Annotated in this window: 14 protein-coding genes; 10 read left to right on the top strand and 4 right to left on the bottom strand. The window is 47.1% G+C overall.

Features of this window, described 5'->3' with window-relative positions:
* Window position 1: 1 nt before the first annotated feature.
* From BLCOC_RS25040 to BLCOC_RS25030, 3 genes are read right to left on the bottom strand one after another with little or no spacing between them, the layout of a single operon-like run.
* A complete protein-coding gene (locus BLCOC_RS25040) occupies window positions 2-223 on the bottom strand; it encodes a DVU_1557 family redox protein (protein WP_018593374.1) in 222 nt (73 codons plus the stop codon).
* Window positions 223-2,472: a pyridine nucleotide-disulfide oxidoreductase/dicluster-binding protein gene (locus BLCOC_RS25035; protein ID WP_115623720.1), complete on the bottom strand. Its 2,250-nt coding sequence runs from the start codon at window positions 2,470-2,472 to the stop codon at window positions 223-225. The genes BLCOC_RS25040 and BLCOC_RS25035 overlap by 1 nt, the downstream gene beginning before the upstream one ends.
* 57 nt (window positions 2,473-2,529) lie before the next feature.
* A complete protein-coding gene (locus BLCOC_RS25030) occupies window positions 2,530-5,268 on the bottom strand; it encodes a molybdopterin-dependent aldehyde oxidoreductase (RefSeq protein ID WP_115623719.1) in 2,739 nt (912 codons plus the stop codon).
* Window positions 5,269-5,498: 230 nt separating this feature from the next.
* On the opposite strand from BLCOC_RS25030, the gene BLCOC_RS25025 reads away from it, so the two are divergent.
* From BLCOC_RS25025 to BLCOC_RS25005, 5 genes are all read left to right on the top strand, one after another.
* Window positions 5,499-5,912, top strand: a complete 414-nt coding sequence (locus BLCOC_RS25025) for a hypothetical protein (protein ID WP_018593371.1) — start codon at window positions 5,499-5,501, stop codon at window positions 5,910-5,912.
* A 192-nt stretch (window positions 5,913-6,104) separates the two neighbouring features.
* Window positions 6,105-6,998, top strand: coding sequence for a dihydrodipicolinate synthase family protein (locus BLCOC_RS25020; protein WP_115623718.1), 894 nt, complete (start codon window positions 6,105-6,107; stop codon window positions 6,996-6,998).
* Window positions 6,999-7,023: 25 nt separating this feature from the next.
* Complete coding sequence (locus BLCOC_RS25015; protein ID WP_029471295.1) at window positions 7,024-7,722, top strand: 5'-methylthioadenosine/adenosylhomocysteine nucleosidase; 699 nt, start codon at window positions 7,024-7,026, stop codon at window positions 7,720-7,722.
* Between the two features lie 132 nt (window positions 7,723-7,854).
* Window positions 7,855-8,685 carry a hypothetical protein gene (locus BLCOC_RS25010; protein WP_115623717.1) on the top strand — a complete coding sequence of 277 codons (831 nt, stop codon included), beginning with the start codon at window positions 7,855-7,857 and terminating at the stop codon, window positions 8,683-8,685.
* 126 nt (window positions 8,686-8,811) lie between these two features.
* On the top strand, window positions 8,812-10,161 hold the full coding sequence (locus BLCOC_RS25005; RefSeq protein ID WP_018593367.1) for a glucose-6-phosphate isomerase: 1,350 nt from the start codon (window positions 8,812-8,814) through the stop codon (window positions 10,159-10,161).
* A gap of 55 nt (window positions 10,162-10,216) precedes the next feature.
* Here BLCOC_RS25005 and BLCOC_RS25000 read toward each other — a convergent pair whose 3' ends face one another.
* Window positions 10,217-10,483, bottom strand: coding sequence for a hypothetical protein (locus BLCOC_RS25000; RefSeq protein ID WP_018593366.1), 267 nt, complete (start codon window positions 10,481-10,483; stop codon window positions 10,217-10,219).
* 487 nt (window positions 10,484-10,970) lie between these two features.
* Between BLCOC_RS25000 and BLCOC_RS24995 the strand changes: the two genes are divergently transcribed.
* The 5 genes from BLCOC_RS24995 (at window position 10,971) to BLCOC_RS24975 (ending at window position 19,256) form a co-directional block, all read left to right on the top strand.
* Window positions 10,971-11,666 (top strand): response regulator transcription factor, encoded by a 696-nt coding sequence (locus tag BLCOC_RS24995; RefSeq protein ID WP_029471293.1) that lies wholly within the window; start codon window positions 10,971-10,973, stop codon window positions 11,664-11,666.
* A complete protein-coding gene (locus BLCOC_RS24990) occupies window positions 11,653-13,992 on the top strand; it encodes a sensor histidine kinase (RefSeq protein WP_115623716.1) in 2,340 nt (779 codons plus the stop codon). The genes BLCOC_RS24995 and BLCOC_RS24990 overlap by 14 nt, the downstream gene beginning before the upstream one ends.
* A gap of 197 nt (window positions 13,993-14,189) precedes the next feature.
* Window positions 14,190-15,302, top strand: coding sequence for an ABC transporter ATP-binding protein (locus BLCOC_RS24985; protein WP_029471291.1), 1,113 nt, complete (start codon window positions 14,190-14,192; stop codon window positions 15,300-15,302).
* Window positions 15,303-15,467: 165 nt separating this feature from the next.
* Window positions 15,468-16,553 (top strand): PucR family transcriptional regulator, encoded by a 1,086-nt coding sequence (locus tag BLCOC_RS24980; protein ID WP_018593361.1) that lies wholly within the window; start codon window positions 15,468-15,470, stop codon window positions 16,551-16,553.
* A gap of 414 nt (window positions 16,554-16,967) precedes the next feature.
* Entirely contained in the window at window positions 16,968-19,256 is a 2,289-nt protein-coding gene (locus tag BLCOC_RS24975; RefSeq protein ID WP_115623715.1) for a hydratase, read from the top strand.
* The last annotated feature ends 939 nt before the right edge of the window (window positions 19,257-20,195 follow it).

Raw genomic sequence — 20,195 nt, 5'->3', positions numbered from 1 at the left:
GTCATTTGTCCTCCAATGCCTGTTCTACCTGCAGGATTTTCCCCATAGCCAGTTCCTCCGGAATGAAGGCCTGTCCGCAGACAGGACATTTCGGCATTTCAATGGGGAAATCGTTTCCCATATAGTGCAGTACAACTTCACCCGGCACAAGCGCTGTCCTGCACCTGTCACAGATAAGGCTGCCGGGTTCAAATGCGTAAGTTTCGTAGTATTTTTCTGACATTACATATCCCCTTTGATCTCCATGCGGTGTGCGTATACGCGGCTGATCTCATATCCATCCTCCCGGGGCAGGTACCACACCCAAAACGTGACGTTTCCCACCATTTTGTGGGCTATGTACAGCCCGCTGCGGGTATCACGGATCCGTTCCCGGGTCTCTTCAGCCGCTGTGATGACAGAACAGATATCCCGCTCTAAGATCATGCGCCTCTCAAGCAGGTCAGCTGTTTCACTGTCATAATATAACTTCAAGGGCATCTCTCCTTCCGTATCTTCTCCCCACAGTTCCTTTGACAGTCTCCGCTTTAGATCCATACGGTTCTGCTGTCTCACGGAGTATGAGGGCCATCGGTGCTCATCTTCCGAAGAAGAATAGATAAGTTCCAGTATATGATAAGCCTCGGCTCCCTGTTTCAGGAAGCGGTCCCGGCAGTTGATACAATATGTAAGAAAGGGAGACGCAGTATCCGAGATACACTGCCCGGCCATTTCGTCGGCCAGGGAGGGGTTGGAGAACTGCGTCAGACCGCCGTAACCGCAGCAGCCGGAGGACGTTCCCGTATAATTGCCCTCTGAGATACTGAACCCGCAGGTGTGGGCAAGCTGCCGGATCTGTTCTCTGATCTCGGGTGAGTTTCTGGCCTGACAGGCATCGTGGATCCTCAAAGGAGAAGACTCCGGCCAGGCTGTGTCTGGCAGGCCAAACGTATGCAGTACTTCCCAGATACCTGTGCAGTGCATCCGGGGAATTGATTCTGAGAGGGATGTAAGGCAGGCCGGGCATGCGGTGACCACCTCAGGGCAGCCCAGGCTTTCCCATGATTTTTTAAGCTGTTCGATTGTCTCTTGGTATAAATCCATTCGCCCGGCCCATTTTGCCATGATTCCGCAGCAGCCCAGCATAATGCCCGTACCGCCGGGAAGGCGGGAACGCAGGTCATGGTAAGACCGCCATACGATATTTGGAGTGGAGGCTGCAAGCTGGCACCCCGGAAAATAAAGATAAGAGGGCTGCGCTTGATCGGGGTCAGGTTTCACAAGAAAACAGTGTTTCGAGTTGGAAAATGCCAGGTCGTTCAGCGCAAATTCAAATGCCGACGCCGGCATTTTATTCTGGGAAACCATAATATTTCTGGCCTCCTGTATGACTTCCCCCAGATCCAGTCCATGAGGACACACGGAGGAACACTGCCCGCAGAGGCTGCAGGAATTTATCATTTTGTTTGCGTGTCTTGTACCCATGGCAATGGCCAGATTGTTGTATACTTCCCGGAGATATTTCTTCGGCCAGGCTTTGTAGCGGCGCATAAAAGCGCAGGCGTCTATACAGTCTGTACATGTGCATTCCAGGCAGCGTGAAGCTTCCTGTATGGCCTCCTCCTTTGAGGGGAGGCCTGAGGAAAGGACGGAGCTTACGGTTTTCTCATCCTTTAAGGTTACATGAAGTGTGGTGGAAAACCCTCCTTCCGCTTCACGTCCCGCTGTAAGCGATACCTTTTTCAGATAACGGTCTATGGAAATGGCTGCCCGCCTGCCTTCCGAGAGTGCGTCCGTTATGGTTCCGCTGTTGGTTCTGCGGGCGTCTCCTGCGGCAAAGAGCTTTTCCTCATTGGCGTAAAAGGTCATGGGGTCTGTCACCACAGGTTCGGTATGAAGCCCCCAGGCCAGCAGGACAGCGTCAAACTGTTCTGTGAGTGTCTCTATCGTATCAACCCTGTACAGGGTATGGATTTCAATCTTATATTCCTTCAGACGTTCCAGGTCCTTTTGCAGGACCTCTTTGGGCAGCCGCTTTTCCGTCAGCAGAAAACCGCCGGGTTCGGCAGCTTTTTCAAATACGGTGACAGAGTATCCTTTCTTACCCAGTTCAAGGGCGGCGGATGAACCGGTCAGACCGGCGCCCACAACTGCGGCTTTCTCGGGCCTTTTGGAAAGAAAAGTCCTTCTTTTTTTCAAGGAACCGTAAGCTTGTGCGGCGCTTTCCAGCAGGCGGAGCTGCATGGGACCGCCATGCTCTGTTCGGATACAGGCACTTTTGCAGGGTTCCTCACACAAATGGCTTAAAATGCCGGGAAAAACAGCGTTTTTTTCGTACAGCTCCCTGGCTTTGGAAAAATCAGAGGCGGCTATGGCCCTGCAGATTTCCCGGCAGTCCACATGAAGAGGACAGGCAGCCATGGCGGCAGGCGGCTGTTCCTTTGTGCATTTCGCTTCCAGTTCATGTAATTTTTGCTGGTTCAGTTCAAGCATGGAATCCCTCCTGCGTTTTGTCAGGAAGGCGCCGAAGCGCCCTCCCGCTGATATCCTTTATTTTTTCAGAGCGTCAATTGCTTCCTTTACTTTTTCAGGACGAGCCGGGATCTCCAGTACCCTTGCACCTGTTGCGTTATAGATGGCGCTCAGGATAGCCGGGTGTCCTGCAGTGAGCGGGCCTTCTCCGCAGCCGGATGCCCCAAAGGGACCAAGAGGCCTTGGAGTTTCCGTATATATAATGTTAAAGTCATCGGGCACGTCCTCAGGATAAGGAATTCCACATCCCTTTAATGTGGTATGTCTGCTGTAATCCTCAAAATCTTCGGTGAGTGCAAGCCCAATTCCCTGGGTACAGCCGCCATAGACCTGGCCGTCCACCACGATTTTGTTGATAATGGTTCCGAAGTCGCATACGGTAGTCAGACGGATGACACGGACTTTTCCTGTCTCCATGTTGACTTCAACTTCGGGGATGAACAGTTCGTACATGTAATTGCTGAAAGGCGCGCCCTGGGCGGTCTCCAGGTCACAGTCCGTACAGGCAGCCGCAGCCCATGTTCCTTCATAATAGGTGGGGATGTTTTCTGCTGTCATTTCCTCATAGGTGCGGAAAGTTCCATCATCCTTTCTCATGGCATTCAGGAGCATTTCGGCTGCCACACGTGTGGCATTGCCGGTCACTACATTGGAACGGCTTCCTCCGGCAGGCCCAGAAGCAGGTGTGAGGGCTGTGTCGTTCTGTACCAGTTTGATCATTTCAGGTGTAAATCCGGCCTCGCGCAGAACTTCATGAGCCATTGTCAGCGCACCGATATCAGCGCCCTGGCCGTGGTCCTCCCAGGAGTTGTAAACCGTACAGGTTCCGTCAGGATTCAGCCTTATATTGGCAAAAGAACTGTCTTTTCCGTCCAGGCCGCAGCCGTAAATACCGCTTGCGAATCCCACTCCGTACCGGAGCTTGTCTGTGTTCATCTTTGCAAGCCTCTCTTTTGCCTCATAATAGACAGGCCGCGCTTTTTCGTACATCTCTTCCAGACAGTACACTTCAGGTTCCTGTCCGGTAGGGGTGGTGCACCCTGTGCCCGCCCGGTAGATGTTGCGGTAGCGAAGCTCAAATGGGTCGATTCCCATCTTCTCTGCCAGTATGTCTATACAGACTTCAGAACCCATGTAAGACTGGGGAGAACCGTAACCGCGGAAGGCAGATCCCCAGGCATGGTTTGTGCATACCGTCCGGCTTCTGTTGCGGATATTGCGGATATCATAGCCGGCACCTGTAAATTGTGACAGACGCATAGTCAGCAGGTCGCCGAACTCGGAATACGGGCCGTGGTCAATATAATTGTCACCTTCCAGTGCCAGAAATCTGCCGTTCTCATCTGCCGCCATACGGATGTTCATAAAGGCAGGGGAACGTTTTCCTGTGTAAGTGATATTTTGGTACATGTCATAGACCAGAGAGCAGGGACGTCCGTCCAGCGCCAGACAGGCAACCCCCAGAAGGGCTTCCATGGTGGGGCTGAATTTATATCCAAAGGTGCCGCCGGAGGGGTTCTGTACAAGCCGGAATTTATCCGGTTCGATACCGATACCTGCGGTGATCATGGCAGAGTGCAGATGGATGCCGATGCTCTTGGAGTGTACCGTAAGCCTTCCCTCCTCATCTATATAGGCAAAACCGCAGTCAGGTTCCAGATGAAGATGAGGCTGCCGGCTGCTGTAGGTCTCTGCTTCCGCCACAAAAGCTGCGGATTCCATGATGGGGCCTGTCTCCTCCCCTTTGATACAATTGGTCTCGTAGTAAATGTTGGGCGTTCCCGGATGGATCTCAATGGCATCCTCTGCCATGGCCTCCGGCGCGCTCATATAAGCCGGAAGAGGTTCAAGGTCCAGCCGTACTTTTTTGGCTGCCTCTTTTGCGTGTTCCTCTGTGTCGGCGGCGATCATAGCCACCGCATCCCCTATTTGGAAGATCTTTTCATCACAGAGGATCGGACGGTCCCAGCCATCCCCTTTATTGTTGGCAAAGGTGATAAGGCCGCTAATGCGGTTCTTTCCCTTTACATCCTTTGCAGTGATCACTTTGATCACACCGGGCATTTTCTCCGCTTCAGAATAGTCTATGCCCTTTAAAATCCCATGGGGGATCTCAGCCTGCACAAGTGCCAGCCTCGCAGTGCCCGCGGGCATCTGCAGCGCTATGTCGGCACCGTAGTCCCAGGTTCCGGTGACTTTTTTGAGGGCTGAAGGGCGGACATAGCTGGTTCCAAGGATTTTATTGCCCACCGGCTTGAAGATCAAGTCCTCTTTTTTCATTTCCCCTCTCAGAACCTTGGCGGCATCCATTACCGCGTCCACAAGTGGCTTGTATCCGGTGCAGCGGCACAGATTCCTGTGTACTTGGAACCAGTGGCGCACTTCCTCACGGGTAGGTGACGGATTTTCCTCCAGGAGAACCTTGGCGGACATAATGAATCCCGGTGAACAGAATCCGCACTGTGCGCATCCGTGTCCCATCCAGGCTACCTGAAGGGGATGCAGATCATCCACTGTACCAATGCCCTCAATAGTTTCAATTTCCGAGTCATCTTCCAGTTTGCTCATTTTCACGATACAGGAGCGGACGGCCTTGCCGTTTACGATCACAGTACAGGTGCCGCACTGTCCCTGACCGCAGCCTACTTTACATCCCGTCAGCATCATCTGTTCACGGAGTACCTTGGCAAGGGAATCCTCTTCCCTCACGATCAAAGTGCGCGGCTGGCCGTTGATCTTCAATACTTTTTTAATCATATAGATACCTCCTTTGGCTGTTATCAGTTCCTTCAGGCTGTTCTGGTAGCAGGGGAGTTACCGTTCATGCCAAGCGTGTTGTATGCAGCAAGGTGAACAGCAACAGGGGGTATTATGTCGCGTAAGTAGCAGTGTATCACATCTTTTCTTTCTGCAGTTGTTCCTGTATAATGGCAGATATAGATGATTGCGGGTAACTACTTTACAATTGCGGAAAGAAAGGAGAGAACATGGAAAATTTATATCAGGAGATTGAACTTCAGGTGACAAGGCTGCTGGATTATCTTCTTGCGGCAGCCGGCGCAGAGGACTGCAGGCAGACAGGTGAGCTTCACAGACAGATCCTGCAGGCACTGGATGTCAGAATGGAATTGCTGTATCAGAATATGGATACGGAGTACATTAATGCGTCCCAGGTGACAGTCCATGTGCAGGATGAGGCGACCGGGCGTATATACAGCCGTCTGCTGCCGCTTGCATACAGGGAAAACAGCAACGGACTTGTCCTTGGAGGAGAAAATGTCTCCGGGGAACCTTCCGAGATTGTGTTTTTTTCTGAGACGGCAGCGGAAAAAATGTCTGATATCACCGGTCTTGGGGAAGATCACAGCCCCTGTAAAGGTCACGGGTTACATAAAAAATGACGAAAAAATGCTCGAAAATATTACTCATTATATAAATATTGTACATATAAATAAGGCCCTCGTCAAGCTTTTTCGCAATGCTGTGAAGAAGTTTCGTAGAGCAGCAGCAAAAGGAAAAAGGAATATAGAAAGTTGTTTCATATACAAAAGCGTGATATAATTTTCATCAAATAACAGAGAGGAAATAAGACAATGAATGCAAAATGGATCACACCTGCAGTGACAGCACTGGATGAGAACGGACATATTGATACGGAGGCAAACAAAAGGATCTATGAACATCTGATCCGCGGCGGAATGGACGGAATCCTGATTTTCGGCAGTATCGGTGAATTCTTCGCGCTGCCCATGGAAGAAAAGAAAAATATGGTGCGGGAAGCAGTGGCTTATATCGATCACAGGGCAACTGTTTATATCGGCACCAACAGTATGGAATTTGAGGAGTGCGTGGAATTCTCTAATTTTGCTCTGGATGCAGGGGCAGACGGTGTTATGGTGATTTCCCCGTACTATTTTAACCTGTCTGACTGTGCAGTGGAAAAGTTCTACGACAGTCTGGCGGACCGTGTTCACGGGCCGGTGCTTCTCTACAATTTCCCGGCCAGAACAGGATATGATCTAAAGCCGGAGGTGATTCTGGGTCTGGCCCGCAGACATAAAAATATTGTGGGGATCAAAGATACAGTGGGAACCATGGGCCACACCCGAGCGATCATCCAGACCGTAAAAAGCGAATTCCCTGAGTTTCTGGTGTATTCCGGGTTTGATGAGTTTTTTGCCCACAATGTACTAAGCGGCGGTGACGGCTGTATTGCAGGGCTTTCCAACTTTGCGCCGGAGGTGGCTGCGGGATTCGCAAAGGCGGCAAGAGACAATGATCTGGAGGCTATGCAGACATATCAGCAGAAAATAGACAGCCTAATGGCCATTTATGATGTGGCGGAACAGTTCATACCTATCATCAAAAAGGCCATGGTCCTGCGCGGCGTGGAGATGGATCCCGCCTGTACAGTTCCTCTGCTTACTGCGGATGAGAATGAGACTGAAAAAGTCAGGCAAATATTAAAACAGGCGGAATTACTTTGATATCATGACAGAAAGGAATTTTACAATGAGACATATAGGAATCATAGGTGCCATGGAGGAGGAAGTGGCAATCCTAAAAGAAAAGATGACAGACGTAACAGTTGAGAGAAAAGCCTCCATGGAGTTTTACAGCGGCAGGTTAAACGGCAAAGAAGCAGTGATCGTGCGCTCCGGGATAGGCAAGGTGAATGCGGGGATCTGTACCCAGATCCTGGCCGATGATTTCCATGTGGATGCTGTTATCAATACCGGTGTGGCAGGTTCTCTGCGCGCAGAGATCAATATCGGGGATATTGTCCTCTCTACTGACACCCTGCAGCATGACATGGATGCCAGGGAGTTCGGCTATCCCATCGGCCAGGTTCCCAGAATGGATACCCTGGCGTTCCCTGCGGACGAGGAACTGCGCAGTCTGGCGGCAGAGGTATGCCGGCAGGTCAACCCTGATATCCGGGTATTTGAAGGCCGTGTAGTCAGCGGCGACCAGTTTATAGCTAAAAAAGAAGTGAAAGACCAGATCATTGAGAATACAGGCGGGTACTGTACAGAGATGGAAGGCGCAGCCATCGGACAGGCTGCTTATCTCAATCAGATCCCCTATCTGGTGATCCGCGCCATTTCCGATAAGGCGGACGACAGCGCCCACATGGACTATCCCGCATTTGAGAGAGAAGCGATCCGCCATACGGTGAATCTGGTAGAGGGAATGGCGGCAAGACTGTAGGCAGGGGGCGAAAAGGCACCTTTTGTCAGCATTTGACGCACGATTTTTGTTTTCAAAATGCCTGGGTTGCTATATAATGAATGCCATAAAGAGCGAGCTTTCTGCGCGCCGAAATAGTGAGGAGGATTTACTGTGCACTTATTTTATTATGGCACCTGGCTGATGGGGTTACTGAGCCTTTTCAGCGTACTGGCAATCTACGGGAGCAACAGAAGAGTAATCCGGGATTTGAAGAACATTCCGGCAGTAAAAGACAAATGGCTGCAGCAGTTTCTGCTGGAGTATCAGAGAAATGTAAAAGACGATGCAGTGATACATAACCCCGCTGTGTATCTCACAAAGCGGATGAGAGGACGAAAGATAGGACCGATAACCCTTCGGCAGATGAAAGGGGTATCCTGGTATACTTTTGTCCTTTCTTTTTTGGCGGCAGGAGCAGGGGCGCTGTGGCTTAGAAGGACAGGCCTGGAGCGGATATCCTTTCCGGTTATGACCAGAGACTTTCCGGCTATGGGACTGCTTGTGGGCAGCACAGCGGTCATGGGGATCGTCCTTCTTCTGATACGCATGGTGATATCCATGGGGTTCCAGGAGGAGGTCATTGAGACAAACCTGTTGGATTATATGGAAAACCAGAGAGGCGACAGCCAGAAGGTTGTGCAGATAGAACCCGTCCGTCAGAATTCCAATTCCAAAGCAGCTAAGGCGGCTAAGGCAGGAAAGACGGGCAGAAGAGCAAGGGCAAAAGCAAAGGAACAGGAACAGCTTCAGCAGGAACAGCGGCTGAAAGCCCAGAAAGAACGGGCTATGCCGGACCGCCGGGAACAGGATAAGGATTCCAGAGCCGAGAAGGTGGAGGAACGCATCCGGGAGGCAGCGGCAACAGATGAGCGGTACAGTCATCTGCTGAACAAAGAGGAGGAGGCCATCGTCAAAGATGTGATAAAGGAATTTCTAACTTGATAAACCTTCCATCATTTGCTAAACTATATCTGATGAGTGACAACGTTCAAGTTAAGTTGGACATGCTGTCCTGACCCTTTGTCAGGTCAGCTTCAGGCAAACGACAGGAAAAAGGAGAAGAGAGCAATGGGAAACAAAGTTACATTTGATTATTCAAAAGCCGCCAATGTGATCCGCGAAGAAGAAGTAACAGCAATGGAAAAAATGGTGGAAGCGGCTAAAGAAACCCTGGTATCCAAAAGCGGCCTTGGCAACGACTTCTTAGGCTGGATCGACCTTCCGGTAGATTATGACAAAGAGGAGTTTGGCCGTATCAAAAAAGCAGCGGAGAAGATTAAGAGCGATTCCGATGTACTGCTTGTGATCGGTATCGGCGGTTCCTACCTGGGAGCGAGAGCTGCCATCGATTTCCTGAACCATCCATTTTATAATAACCTTACAAAAGAAGCCCGTAAAGCTCCGGAGATCTACTATGTAGGCAACAATATCAGCGGTGCGTATGTAAAAGGACTGGCTGAAGTTATCGGAGACAGAGACTTCTCCATTAATGTCATTTCAAAATCCGGTACAACAACAGAACCGGCGATCGCTTTCCGTGTGTTCAAAGAGATGGCAGAGAACAAATACGGAAAAGAAGAAGCAGCAAAAAGGATTTACGCTACAACAGATAAAGCCAAGGGAGCATTAAAGACCCTGGCAACAGAAGAAGGCTATGAGACCTTCGTAGTTCCGGATGACGTGGGAGGACGTTTCTCCGTACTGACAGCCGTTGGACTTCTGCCCATCGCAGTAAGCGGTGTTTCCATTGATAAGCTCATGGAAGGTGCAGCATCCGGAAGAGAACTGGCACTGAATACTCCGTATGCGGAAAATGACGCTCTGCAGTACGCGGCAGTCCGCAACATTCTTCATAGAAAAGGAAAATCCGTTGAGATCCTGGCAGACTATGAGCCGACTCTGCACTATGTGGCAGAATGGTGGAAACAGTTATACGGTGAGAGCGAAGGTAAGGACCAGAAGGGTATCTACCCTGCATCCGTGGACTTTACCACAGATCTGCACTCCCTGGGACAGTTTATCCAGGACGGCTCCAGGATCATGTTCGAGACTGTTCTCGCAGTGGAAGAGCCGAAAGTGGATCTTGCCATCAAAGAGGCAGACAATGACCTGGACGGCCTGAATTATCTGGCCGGAAAAGGCATGGACTTTGTAAACAAGAGCGCCATGAACGGAACGATCCTTGCCCATACAGACGGGAATACCCCGAATCTGATGGTTAAGATCCCGAAACAGGACGAGTTCTGTCTGGGACAGTTGTTCTATTTCTTTGAATTTGCCTGCGGTATCAGCGGTTATCTGACAGGTGTGAACCCCTTTGACCAGCCCGGTGTTGAGAGCTACAAGAAAAACATGTTCGCACTCCTTGGAAAACCGGGATACGAGGAAAGAAGAGAAGAGCTGCTGAAAAGACTTTAAACCTTAAATAAAGAACGGCCCGTGCGGAAGTTTCATTTTCCGTGCGGGCTGTTTTTTATCCTTCTTCGATCACCTGGATTTCCAAAAAATCAAAATCCAATACTTCAATAAAATTATCCTGATTAAAACGTGCTTTTGCGTGCTTCTGGAAATCCTTGATATTCACATCCAGCCACAGCGGTTTTTCCAGATCGAACTCATAGCAGATGGCATCCAGACAGTGAAAAACTTTCTTGGTGCGGTTCGTATCCGTTTCATCACATATGACGGTGCTCTTGACAATATGCGTGTCTTTATAGATTGTTCCCATCAAACGAAACATAGTAAGATTCCTTTCCATTGAATTTGTCTAATTCGTATTATTATAAAAAAGAATTCATGATATGTAAAGCGATCCTGAAATAATTACTGTTATTTTAGTAATTGGCAGAAGTTGCCATTTTGTTAATGCTGTATGACTGTGAAAGGTTCATTATCTGTATATTTAGAGGGGATTCATTAAGTTTTTCTTAATTTTCTGGAATTTGCTTACGTTTCTTACGGTAAATGATGAAACAATGGTATAATAAAGCATAACTGTTCAGTACCCTCGCAGATACGGGCAAGAATCCATGCAGAATCACCTGTGATTATGGGATTTTGCCTGTCTGGTGAAGGTTTTCTTACGGTCAGTGCGGTAAATGCGCAGACCTGCTGAATAGCTGCAATAAATATACAGCAGTGACGCCACGTCCTGAGATGATTCAGGGCACAGACATCCCTGGCAGGATGCCGGTGCTGGATGCAAAATAATGACAAGAGGTGGTAACATGTTCAGGATACTTGTTTGTGATGATGACAGAGAGATTGTACATGCCATAGAGCTTTATCTTACGGAGGAGGGGTATGAGGTACTGTGTGCCTATGATGGTTTAGAGGCCGCAGAAGCAGTGCGCAGGGAAACAGTGCATCTGCTGATCGTGGACATCATGATGCCAAAAATGGACGGCATACAGGCGATCACTCAGATCCGCAGATTTTCAACGATCCCCATCATCTGCCTGACAGCCAAAACAGAGGATGAGGATAAAATAGCAGGGCTTAACGCGGGAGCGGATGACTATATGGAAAAACCTTTTAATCCCCTGGAGCTGATCGCCCGTGTAAAGTCCCAGCTCAGACGCTACACAGAATTGGGAAATATGCCCAAGGGTCTGGCTAAGCACACTTACTTTTCGGGAGGGCTGCTCGTGGACGATGATACGAAAGAGGTAACTTTGGATGGCAAAAGCGTTCGGTTTACCCCCATAGAGTATAATATTCTTTTGTTTCTTCTGAAAAATAAGGGAAAGGTATTTTCTATCGAGCAGATATACCGTAACATCTGGAATGAGGAGGCCATAGGCGCTGACAATACGGTGGCGGTACATATACGTCATATCAGAGAGAAAATTGAATTGAATCCAAAGAACCCAAGGTATCTGAAAGTTGTCTGGGGAGTGGGATACAAAATTGAAAATATTTAAAAATATAAAAGAGAAAAAACCCGGCAGGAATAGGCGTCCGTTCTGTTATCCAGGGACACTGATCCTGCACTTTTTATTTGCTGTGATCGTGATGATCTATATTGTCATTGCCGACTATTATCAGGTATGGGAGGACCCCAACTGGCTTGCAGGGGAGACTCCGCCCTATTACAAAACCAGGGATTATGCATGTAATGTGGAGAATGAGGTGTCGGAGCTTATTGATTATATGCACCTGAGGAATAATTTTGAGAATGACGGGGAATACGCGCCGGACAAACTGGTGGATATTTTCGAGTACGCGGAGCAGGGGATCATAAGCGGCAGCAATACAAACGGTTTTGCATATACTCTGGAGCAGCTCTATGATTGGAGCCGGCAGAAGGAGAGCTATAAGTGGTGGAAAAACTACATCCAGGAAAATGACAGGAATCTGTACAATATAAACGGGCAGAAGGAGGTAAAAGGAACTCTTGATGAGCTGTACGCGCCCCGGGGGTTTGACAATATACTGGAATTTGTCATGTCAGACAGGAACCTGAGGCGGGCAGGCGAAGTTCAATGTATCTCCAAACTGGCGGTGTGTCTGCTGAAAATAGATTCGGAAATGTCTCAGTATGCAAAGGATAAGGAAAGATTTAAAGCAGAAAATACCAATATCAAGTACAGACTGGAGAACACGGAGACAGGCCTGGTGTACACCAACTGCACATCGGAGGCAGTAAAGAAGAACTCTGCCCGTATCAGGTTCCAGGGGGATATGTTTTTCCTTGACACGGATGTACCCCTGACCTATGAGATGAAATACGATATCATAAAAAAACTCAATGAGGATATTGCAGATACGGATAACATTACCTTGTCCGTCTGGATAGACAGAACTTTCTCTGCCAAGGATTACCTGTGGGGCGGCAGCCAGTTTTATGATAAATGGTCCTGGTTTATTAAAACATTTCCAAAAGGACTGATTTTTTCCGCTGCCGTATTTTTCATTTCCCTTATGGCACTCTGTGTGATGACAGTAAAGAGCGCAGGCCGCGGGAACGGGATAGTCAGGTACCTGGACAGGATATCCATTGAATTTCTTCTGGTCCCCTTGGGACTGCTCATATGTCTGGCAGCCGTGATCATAAAACGCAGCATGGATGAAATCCTTCCCCCGCCCCAGGCGACCGGGAATGTAGTGATAGTTTTAATTATCTATATGCTTCTGCTGACGGGGGTTCTGAGCATTGTGCGCAGAGGGAAAATGAAGACCCTGTGCAGAGGCAGCATCATCAAACAGGTCATTGGGAACTACAGGGCCGGTATCCGGGGAGGAAGAAGGGCAGCCTTTGCCCTGGCGGGATTTGCTCTTTATGCGGTTACCAGTTGTCTTTTATGCCGCGGCGGTACCCTAGGAAGTGTGATCCTTGTCTTTTTGAACCTCTATGCAGGAGGCCATGTTCTGAAAGAGATCAGCGCAAGACAGCAGATACTGGATGGTGTCAGGAAGATTTCAGACGAAGACTTTACTTATAAAATACCAACCGAAAACTTGAACAGGGTCAACGTGGAGATAGCGGACAACATTAACCGGATCGGTGACAATCTGGAAAAAGCGGTACAGGAAAGTGTGAGGAATGAGCGCAGAAAGACAGACCTGATCGCCAATGTGTCCCATGACCTGAAGACCCCCCTCACCTCTATCATCAGTTATATCGGACTGCTGAAGAGGGAGAAGATCATAAACCCCAAGATAGAGGAGTATGTGGATGTGCTGGACAAGAAGACACAGCGGCTGAAGATCCTCATGGAGGATCTGGTTGAGGTGTCCAGGATCAACTCCGGCAATTTCCATATCCAGCCTGAGCGGATGGACTTCAGAGAGTTCCAGCAGCAGGTACAGGGGGAATTCTTTGAACAGCTTCAAAACTGCGGTTTAGAGACGGTTAACAGTATACCCGAGGAAAAAGTCTATATCTGGGCCGACGGCAGAGCGCTGTGGCGGGTCATGGAGAACCTCTACGGCAATATCATCAAATACGCCCTGCCCGGCAGCCGGGTCTATGCGGATATGAGGGCAGATGAAAAGCAGGTGGTCTTTTCCCTGAAGAACATATCCCTCCAGCCCCTGAACATAGACGCAGAGGAGCTGACTGAGCGTTTTACCCAGGGAGATGAGTCCAGAAGTACAGAGGGCAGCGGCCTGGGACTCTCCATTGCCAAGAACCTGGTGGAGCTTATGGACGGCCGGTTTGAGATCTATCTGGATGGGGATCTGTTCAAGACTACGCTCATATTTCCCGTGAAACCCGTGGACCACAGGAAAAATATGGAGAAATGATATCCATTGTGCAAGTTGTATATTGAAGAGAAGAAATTTCGGTAAAATGCCAATGGGTTGTAATTCCTTGGAGATGATAACAAAGACTTTATTTAATCTTTGTTTAATTGAACTATGGTAAAAAACGGGGTGGCAGTGTTATACTTGTAACAGTTAATCAAAGCAAAGAGACGCGTAACAATTAGGAGGAAATGAAAATGGCAAGCTTATCATTACAGCATATTTGTAAAGCATATCCAAACGGATTCGAGGCAGTAAAAGATTTTAATCTTGAAATCGAAGATAAAGAATTTATCATCTTCGTAGGTCCTTCAGGTTGTGGTAAATCAACTACCCTTCGTATGATCGCAGGCCTGGAAGAAATTACAGGCGGTACATTAAAGATTGGTGACAAGGTTGTAAACGATGTAGAACCTAAAGACAGAGATATTGCAATGGTATTCCAGAACTACGCTCTGTATCCGCATATGACAGTATATGACAACATGGCATTCGGTCTGAAGCTGAGAAAAGTTCCGAAAGACCAGATTGATAAAATGGTTAAAGAAGCTGCTAAGATCCTTGACCTGGAAAAACTGTTAGACCGTAAACCGAAAGCTCTTTCCGGTGGTCAGAGACAGCGTGTTGCTATGGGACGTGCTATCGTACGTGAACCTAAAGTATTCCTGATGGACGAACCTCTGTCAAACTTGGATGCTAAACTTCGTGTACAGATGCGTACTGAGATTTCCAAACTGCACGAGAGATTAGGTGCAACCATTATCTACGTAACACATGACCAGACAGAGGCTATGACACTTGGTACAAGGATCGTTGTTATGAAAGACGGTATTGTACAGCAGGTTGATACTCCTCAGAACTTATACAATGCTCCTAAGAACCTGTTCGTTGCAGGATTCATCGGTTCTCCTCAGATGAACATGATGGATGCAGTATGCCACGTAAAAGGCAATGAAGTTGAACTGGAAATCGGCGGAACAACTATCGCTTTACCTGCTTCCAAGAGAAAACCGCTCATCGACGGCGGTTATGATGGAAAAACTGTTGTTATGGGTATTCGTCCTGAGCATGTATACGATGATGAAGCTCGTATCCAGGCATTCCCGGGCAGCGTGATCCAGGGTAAGATCACTGTTTACGAATTACTTGGTGCTGAAGTTTACTTATACTTTGACACAGAAGGATTCCCGATGACAGCAAGAGTTAATCCGCGTACAACAGCCAGAACAGGCGATGTTGTTAAATTCTCTCTGGATCTGGAAAAGATTCACGTATTCGACAAAGAAACAGAACAGGTTATTACAAACTAATTGTTATGAAAAGATACAGACTGCCGCGGATTTATCTGCGGCAGTTTTTATATCTCAGAAACTGCCTGTCTTTGTATGAAAATAAAAATTTGAAATTTTGTCGAAAATACGTTATAGTAATTGATATATTAGTATTTTTGATAAGTGCGCAGAAGGAGAAAAACTATGATTTCAAGCCAGGTGATACAGAAGACATTAGAAGAATTGAGAACCATAACCAGGATAGATCTCTGTGTTATGGATGTGGATGGGAAGGTAAACTCTACTACATTTCCGGTAGAGAACGAGGATTTCGGTGATGTGTCCGGCTTTGTGGAATCTATGGCGGACAGCCAGGTGATGAAAGGCTATCACTTTTTTAAGATTTATGATGGGCAGTCAGTGGAGTTCATACTGATCGCAAAAGGCGGCAATGAAGACGCTTATATGATTGGCCGTGTGGCTGTTGCGGAGATCCAGAATCTGATAGTTGCCTACAAGGAGCGTTTTGATAAGTCTAACTTTATCCAAAATCTGATCCTGGACAATCTGCTTCTGGTTGATGTATACAACCGCGCTAAGAAGCTGCATATCCCGGTGGAAGCCAAGAGGGTAGTGCTTCTGGTTGAGACTAAGAATGAAAAGGACCAGGATGCTATAGAAATCCTGAAAAATCTGTTTGTATCAAGGACAAATGATTTCATTACAGCAATTGATGAGAAAAATATCATTATTGTGCGGAATCTGGAAGAGACCGACAATTATGAATCCATTGAAGGTATTGCAAAGATGATTGTGGATATGCTCAACGCTGAGGCTATGTCGCAGGTACGTGTGTCCTATGGTAATATCATCAATGAGATCAAGGATGTATCCCGCTCTTATAAAGAAGCGAAGATGGCTCTTGATGTAGGAAAGATTTTCTACGTGGAGAAGACCATTGTAGGATACAACAATCTGGGAATCGGCCGTTTGATCTATCAGCTTCCCATGCCTCTGTGTGAGATGTTCATGAAAGAGGTATTCGGAGGAAAGCTGCCAGAATCCCTGGATGATGAGACGTTAAATACCATCAATAAATTTTTCGATAATAACCTGAACATTTCAGAGACATCACGCCAGCTTTTCCTGCACAGGAATACACTGGTGTACAGACTGGAGAAGATCCAGAAGAGCACGGGACTTGATATCAGAGTGTTTGATGACGCGCTGACTTTCAAGATCGCGCTGATGGTTTCCAGCTATATGGAATTTATGAAAAAACAGGATTGATGATCCTGTCATATCTGCGCACAGAGTGCGCGGAGTTTAAGAGCTGCTGCATACCACGGAAACGGGTATCAGACGCAGCCGTTGCTGCCCATATGGCGCAATGGCTGTGTCTGATAGACGGAATCGAGGCATAGGGCAGCTTTTATTTTTGCTAAGTTACCATTCAGCCTTTCGGCTTTATAGCAACAAAAGCATGCACACAAACTGCAAAAACCACAGTTTAGCGCGTGGCTGCCTGGGGATTGCCTTGCAAATGCAAGGCAGCTCCTCGCGGAATAGTGGAAATTTGAACTTTTACTAAAATAAAGCGATAGAGAGATAAAATGCTTGCATTTTAGCGTGATAATACGTATAATAGAAAAGAACTGTATAAGTGTATACAATGATACAAAACGGTGACAAGGAGGATCAATCATGGTGAAACTTTATGATGGCGGTGTCTGGCTGATGAACGGAACTGAGCTTGTGGAAGACGGTCCTGACGCTGCAGCGGCTGCCGCGCAGATGGCAGGTGCAGTATCTCTTGACAGAGAAGAAGCGTCCAGACAGACAATGGCTTACTCTATTTTAGAAGAACATAATACATCCGGAAATATGGATGATTTGAAAATTAAATTTGATAAACTGACCTCCCACGATATTACATTTGTGGGGATCATTCAGACAGCAAGGGCTTCAGGATTGGAAAAGTTCCCAATCCCTTATGTGCTGACAAACTGTCATAACTCCCTCTGTGCAGTGGGCGGAACCATTAACGAGGATGACCATATATTTGGCCTTACATGTGCAAAGCGTTATGGCGGAATGTATGTACCGCCTCATCAGGCAGTGATCCATCAGTTTGCCAGGGAGATGCTGGCAGGCGGCGGTAAGATGATCCTGGGTTCTGACAGCCATACCCGTTATGGCGCCCTGGGAACAATGGCTATGGGAGAAGGCGGCCCGGAGCTGGTGAAACAGCTTCTGGGAAAGACTTATGATATTCACAGACCGCAGGTTGTAGGTGTTTATCTGACCGGAAAGCCCATGCCCGGAGTTGGTCCGCAGGATGTTGCGCTGGCTGTCATTGGCGCGGTGTTTGCCAACGGATATGTTAAGAATAAAGTGATGGAGTTCGTAGGCCCGGGTGTTGCCGGATTGAGTGCCGATTTCCGTATAGGGATCGATGTCATGACTACAGAGACCACATGTCTCTCCTCTATCTGGACTACAGACGATACTATTAAGGATTTCTATGAGGTACATGGAAGAGCCGGAGAGTATAAGAAGCTGGCTCCCGGTCCGGTGGCTTATTATGACGGAATGGTCTATGTGGATCTGAGTCAGGTGAAGCCTATGATCGCCATGCCCTTCCATCCAAGCAATACCTATACAATAGAAGAACTCAATGCAAACCTCATGGATATTCTGGACGATGTGGAGAAAAAGGCACAGGTGAGCCTGGACGGCAAAATCCCGTTTACACTGAAAGATAAAGTACATAACGGCAGGCTTTATGTGGAGCAGGGTATCATTGCCGGCTGTGCAGGCGGAGGATTCGAGAATATCTGTGATGCCGCAGACATTTTAAGAGGTACCAGTATTGGATCGGATGCCTTTACATTAAGTGTTTATCCAGCCAGTACACCGATTTATATGGAAATCGCCAAGAATGGGGTACTGGCAGACCTTATGCAGACAGGTGCTGTTGTTAAGACAGCTTTCTGCGGTCCCTGCTTTGGTGCCGGAGATACTCCGGCTAACAATGCCCTCAGTATCCGCCACTCCACCAGAAACTTCCCTAACCGTGAAGGTTCCAAGGTCCAGAACGGACAGATTTCTTCCGTTGCGCTGATGGACGCCCGTTCCATTGCGGCAACTGCAGCCAACAAGGGATATCTGACCGCCGCCACTGACTTTGATGTAAAATATACGAAGCCGCGCTATTTCTTTGACAAGACTATTTATGAGAACAGAGTATTTGACAGCAAAGGCATTGCTGACCCGGAGACAGAGATACAGTTTGGTCCGAACATTAAGGACTGGCCGGAAATGCCGGCTCTCACAGAGAACCTGGTGCTGAAGGTGGTTTCTGAGATCCATGATCCGGTCACCACAACAGATGAGCTGATCCCTTCAGGTGAAACTTCATCCTTCCGCTCCAATCCTTTGGGACTGGCTGAGTTTGCCCTTTCCAGAAAAGATCCTGAGTATGTACCCCTTGCCAAAGAGATACAGGCAGCGGAAAAGGCCCGTGAGGCAGGAAACTGTCCGCTGGAGGCTGTACCGGAGCTGAAAGCGGTGTGGGATAAGTTGAAAAAACTGTGTCCTGATATGGACAGCTCCAACACGGGGATCGGAAGCACGATCTTTGCCGTAAAGCCGGGGGATGGTTCAGCCAGAGAACAGGCTGCGTCCTGTCAGAAAGTGCTGGGCGGCTGGGCGAATATTGCCAACGAATATGCCACTAAGCGCTACCGCTCCAACCTGATCAACTGGGGTATGCTTCCTCTTCTTATGGAAGCCGGTGACATGCCTTTCAAAAAAGGTGATTATCTGTTCCTTCCGGGAATCAGAAAAGCCGTTGAGGAGAAGGCAGAGGAGATCAAGGTTTATGTGGCAGGAGACTCCTGTTCGGAATTTACAGTAAAAATAGGTGACTTGACAGACGATGAACGTGAGATCATACTGAAAGGCTGTCTGATCAACTATTACAGAGGTTAACATAATGGCCGTACGGCACAGTATTTATTCGACAAAACCTGATTTTTTAGGTGTGAGGGATAAAATAATGTGTCGTACGGTGTTTTATTTTGGCAATTTTCAAAGTTCGGAATTATTATGTATTTTGTGAATTGTATAGTAAATTCATATAAAAACATATAATTCACAGCTTAATTATTTAAAAATTATAACTTATAAAAAAATAAAACTTTTTTCAAAAAGTATATTGACAAATAAGAAGGCCCGTGGTAATATATAACCATCAAAAGAAAACACCTACAAACATTACTACATAACCAATTCTTAAAGGAGAGAAGATAAATCTTATTTAAGAAGTTGGCTACAAGGTACAAAGGATAAAACATTATATCTCCTTAAAGTGTATGGAGAATACATAATAGGACACAGAGTAATGTTAAACAGTACAACGTATGAGAAATACAAAAAGTACAAAAGAATAACAGTACCAAGGATAAAAAGTAATGTAAAAGGTGTCATTTGAAATATTGATAAGGAGGTATATTCCATTGGAAATAGCGAATATCAATTATCAATATGAGAGTGGTAAGGCATAGTTCCCTAGAGAAAGACCTAGCTACATAAAAGACCGAAAAGAATCCCATTAAGAGGATAAAGAAGTGGCCAGGTGATATATCAAAAAGTGCCCTCATATTGAACAATTACCACAAAAGTAATAAAAAGGTTTCAGAATATATGTAAAGAAATATATTTTGAAAGAACAAAGTATTCATACATCATTCAAAGATATAAAAAATGTTGAAGATATAATAAGTTGTATTTGTTGAAATAAGCCTGTTGTATTTAGAAGTTCTTGAAAAAGAAGTAAGTTATTTTATATCTCGAAGAAATGTATAGAGAAATGTTTTGAAAACAAAATAGCCCGAACTATTTGTTAGAAGCTTTTTATTATACATAATA

The organism is Blautia coccoides (assembly GCF_034355335.1).
Classification (GTDB): Bacteria; Bacillota; Clostridia; order Lachnospirales; family Lachnospiraceae; genus Blautia; species Blautia producta.
Note: the sequence above shows the minus strand (reverse complement) of the source record. Positions and strands in the feature narration are given on the sequence as shown.

Coding starts and splice junctions, on each gene's coding strand:
- BLCOC_RS25040 (WP_018593374.1), bottom strand. CDS start 223: ATGTCAGAAAAATACTACGAAACTTACGCATTTGAACCCGGCAGCCTT.
- BLCOC_RS25035 (WP_115623720.1), bottom strand. CDS start 2,472: ATGCTTGAACTGAACCAGCAAAAATTACATGAACTGGAAGCGAAATGC.
- BLCOC_RS25030 (WP_115623719.1), bottom strand. CDS start 5,268: ATGATTAAAAAAGTATTGAAGATCAACGGCCAGCCGCGCACTTTGATC.
- BLCOC_RS25025 (WP_018593371.1), top strand. CDS start 5,499: ATGGAAAATTTATATCAGGAGATTGAACTTCAGGTGACAAGGCTGCTG.
- BLCOC_RS25020 (WP_115623718.1), top strand. CDS start 6,105: ATGAATGCAAAATGGATCACACCTGCAGTGACAGCACTGGATGAGAAC.
- BLCOC_RS25015 (WP_029471295.1), top strand. CDS start 7,024: ATGAGACATATAGGAATCATAGGTGCCATGGAGGAGGAAGTGGCAATC.
- BLCOC_RS25005 (WP_018593367.1), top strand. CDS start 8,812: ATGGGAAACAAAGTTACATTTGATTATTCAAAAGCCGCCAATGTGATC.
- BLCOC_RS25000 (WP_018593366.1), bottom strand. CDS start 10,483: ATGTTTCGTTTGATGGGAACAATCTATAAAGACACGCATATTGTCAAG.
- BLCOC_RS24995 (WP_029471293.1), top strand. CDS start 10,971: ATGTTCAGGATACTTGTTTGTGATGATGACAGAGAGATTGTACATGCC.
- BLCOC_RS24985 (WP_029471291.1), top strand. CDS start 14,190: ATGGCAAGCTTATCATTACAGCATATTTGTAAAGCATATCCAAACGGA.
- BLCOC_RS24980 (WP_018593361.1), top strand. CDS start 15,468: ATGATTTCAAGCCAGGTGATACAGAAGACATTAGAAGAATTGAGAACC.
- BLCOC_RS24975 (WP_115623715.1), top strand. CDS start 16,968: ATGGTGAAACTTTATGATGGCGGTGTCTGGCTGATGAACGGAACTGAG.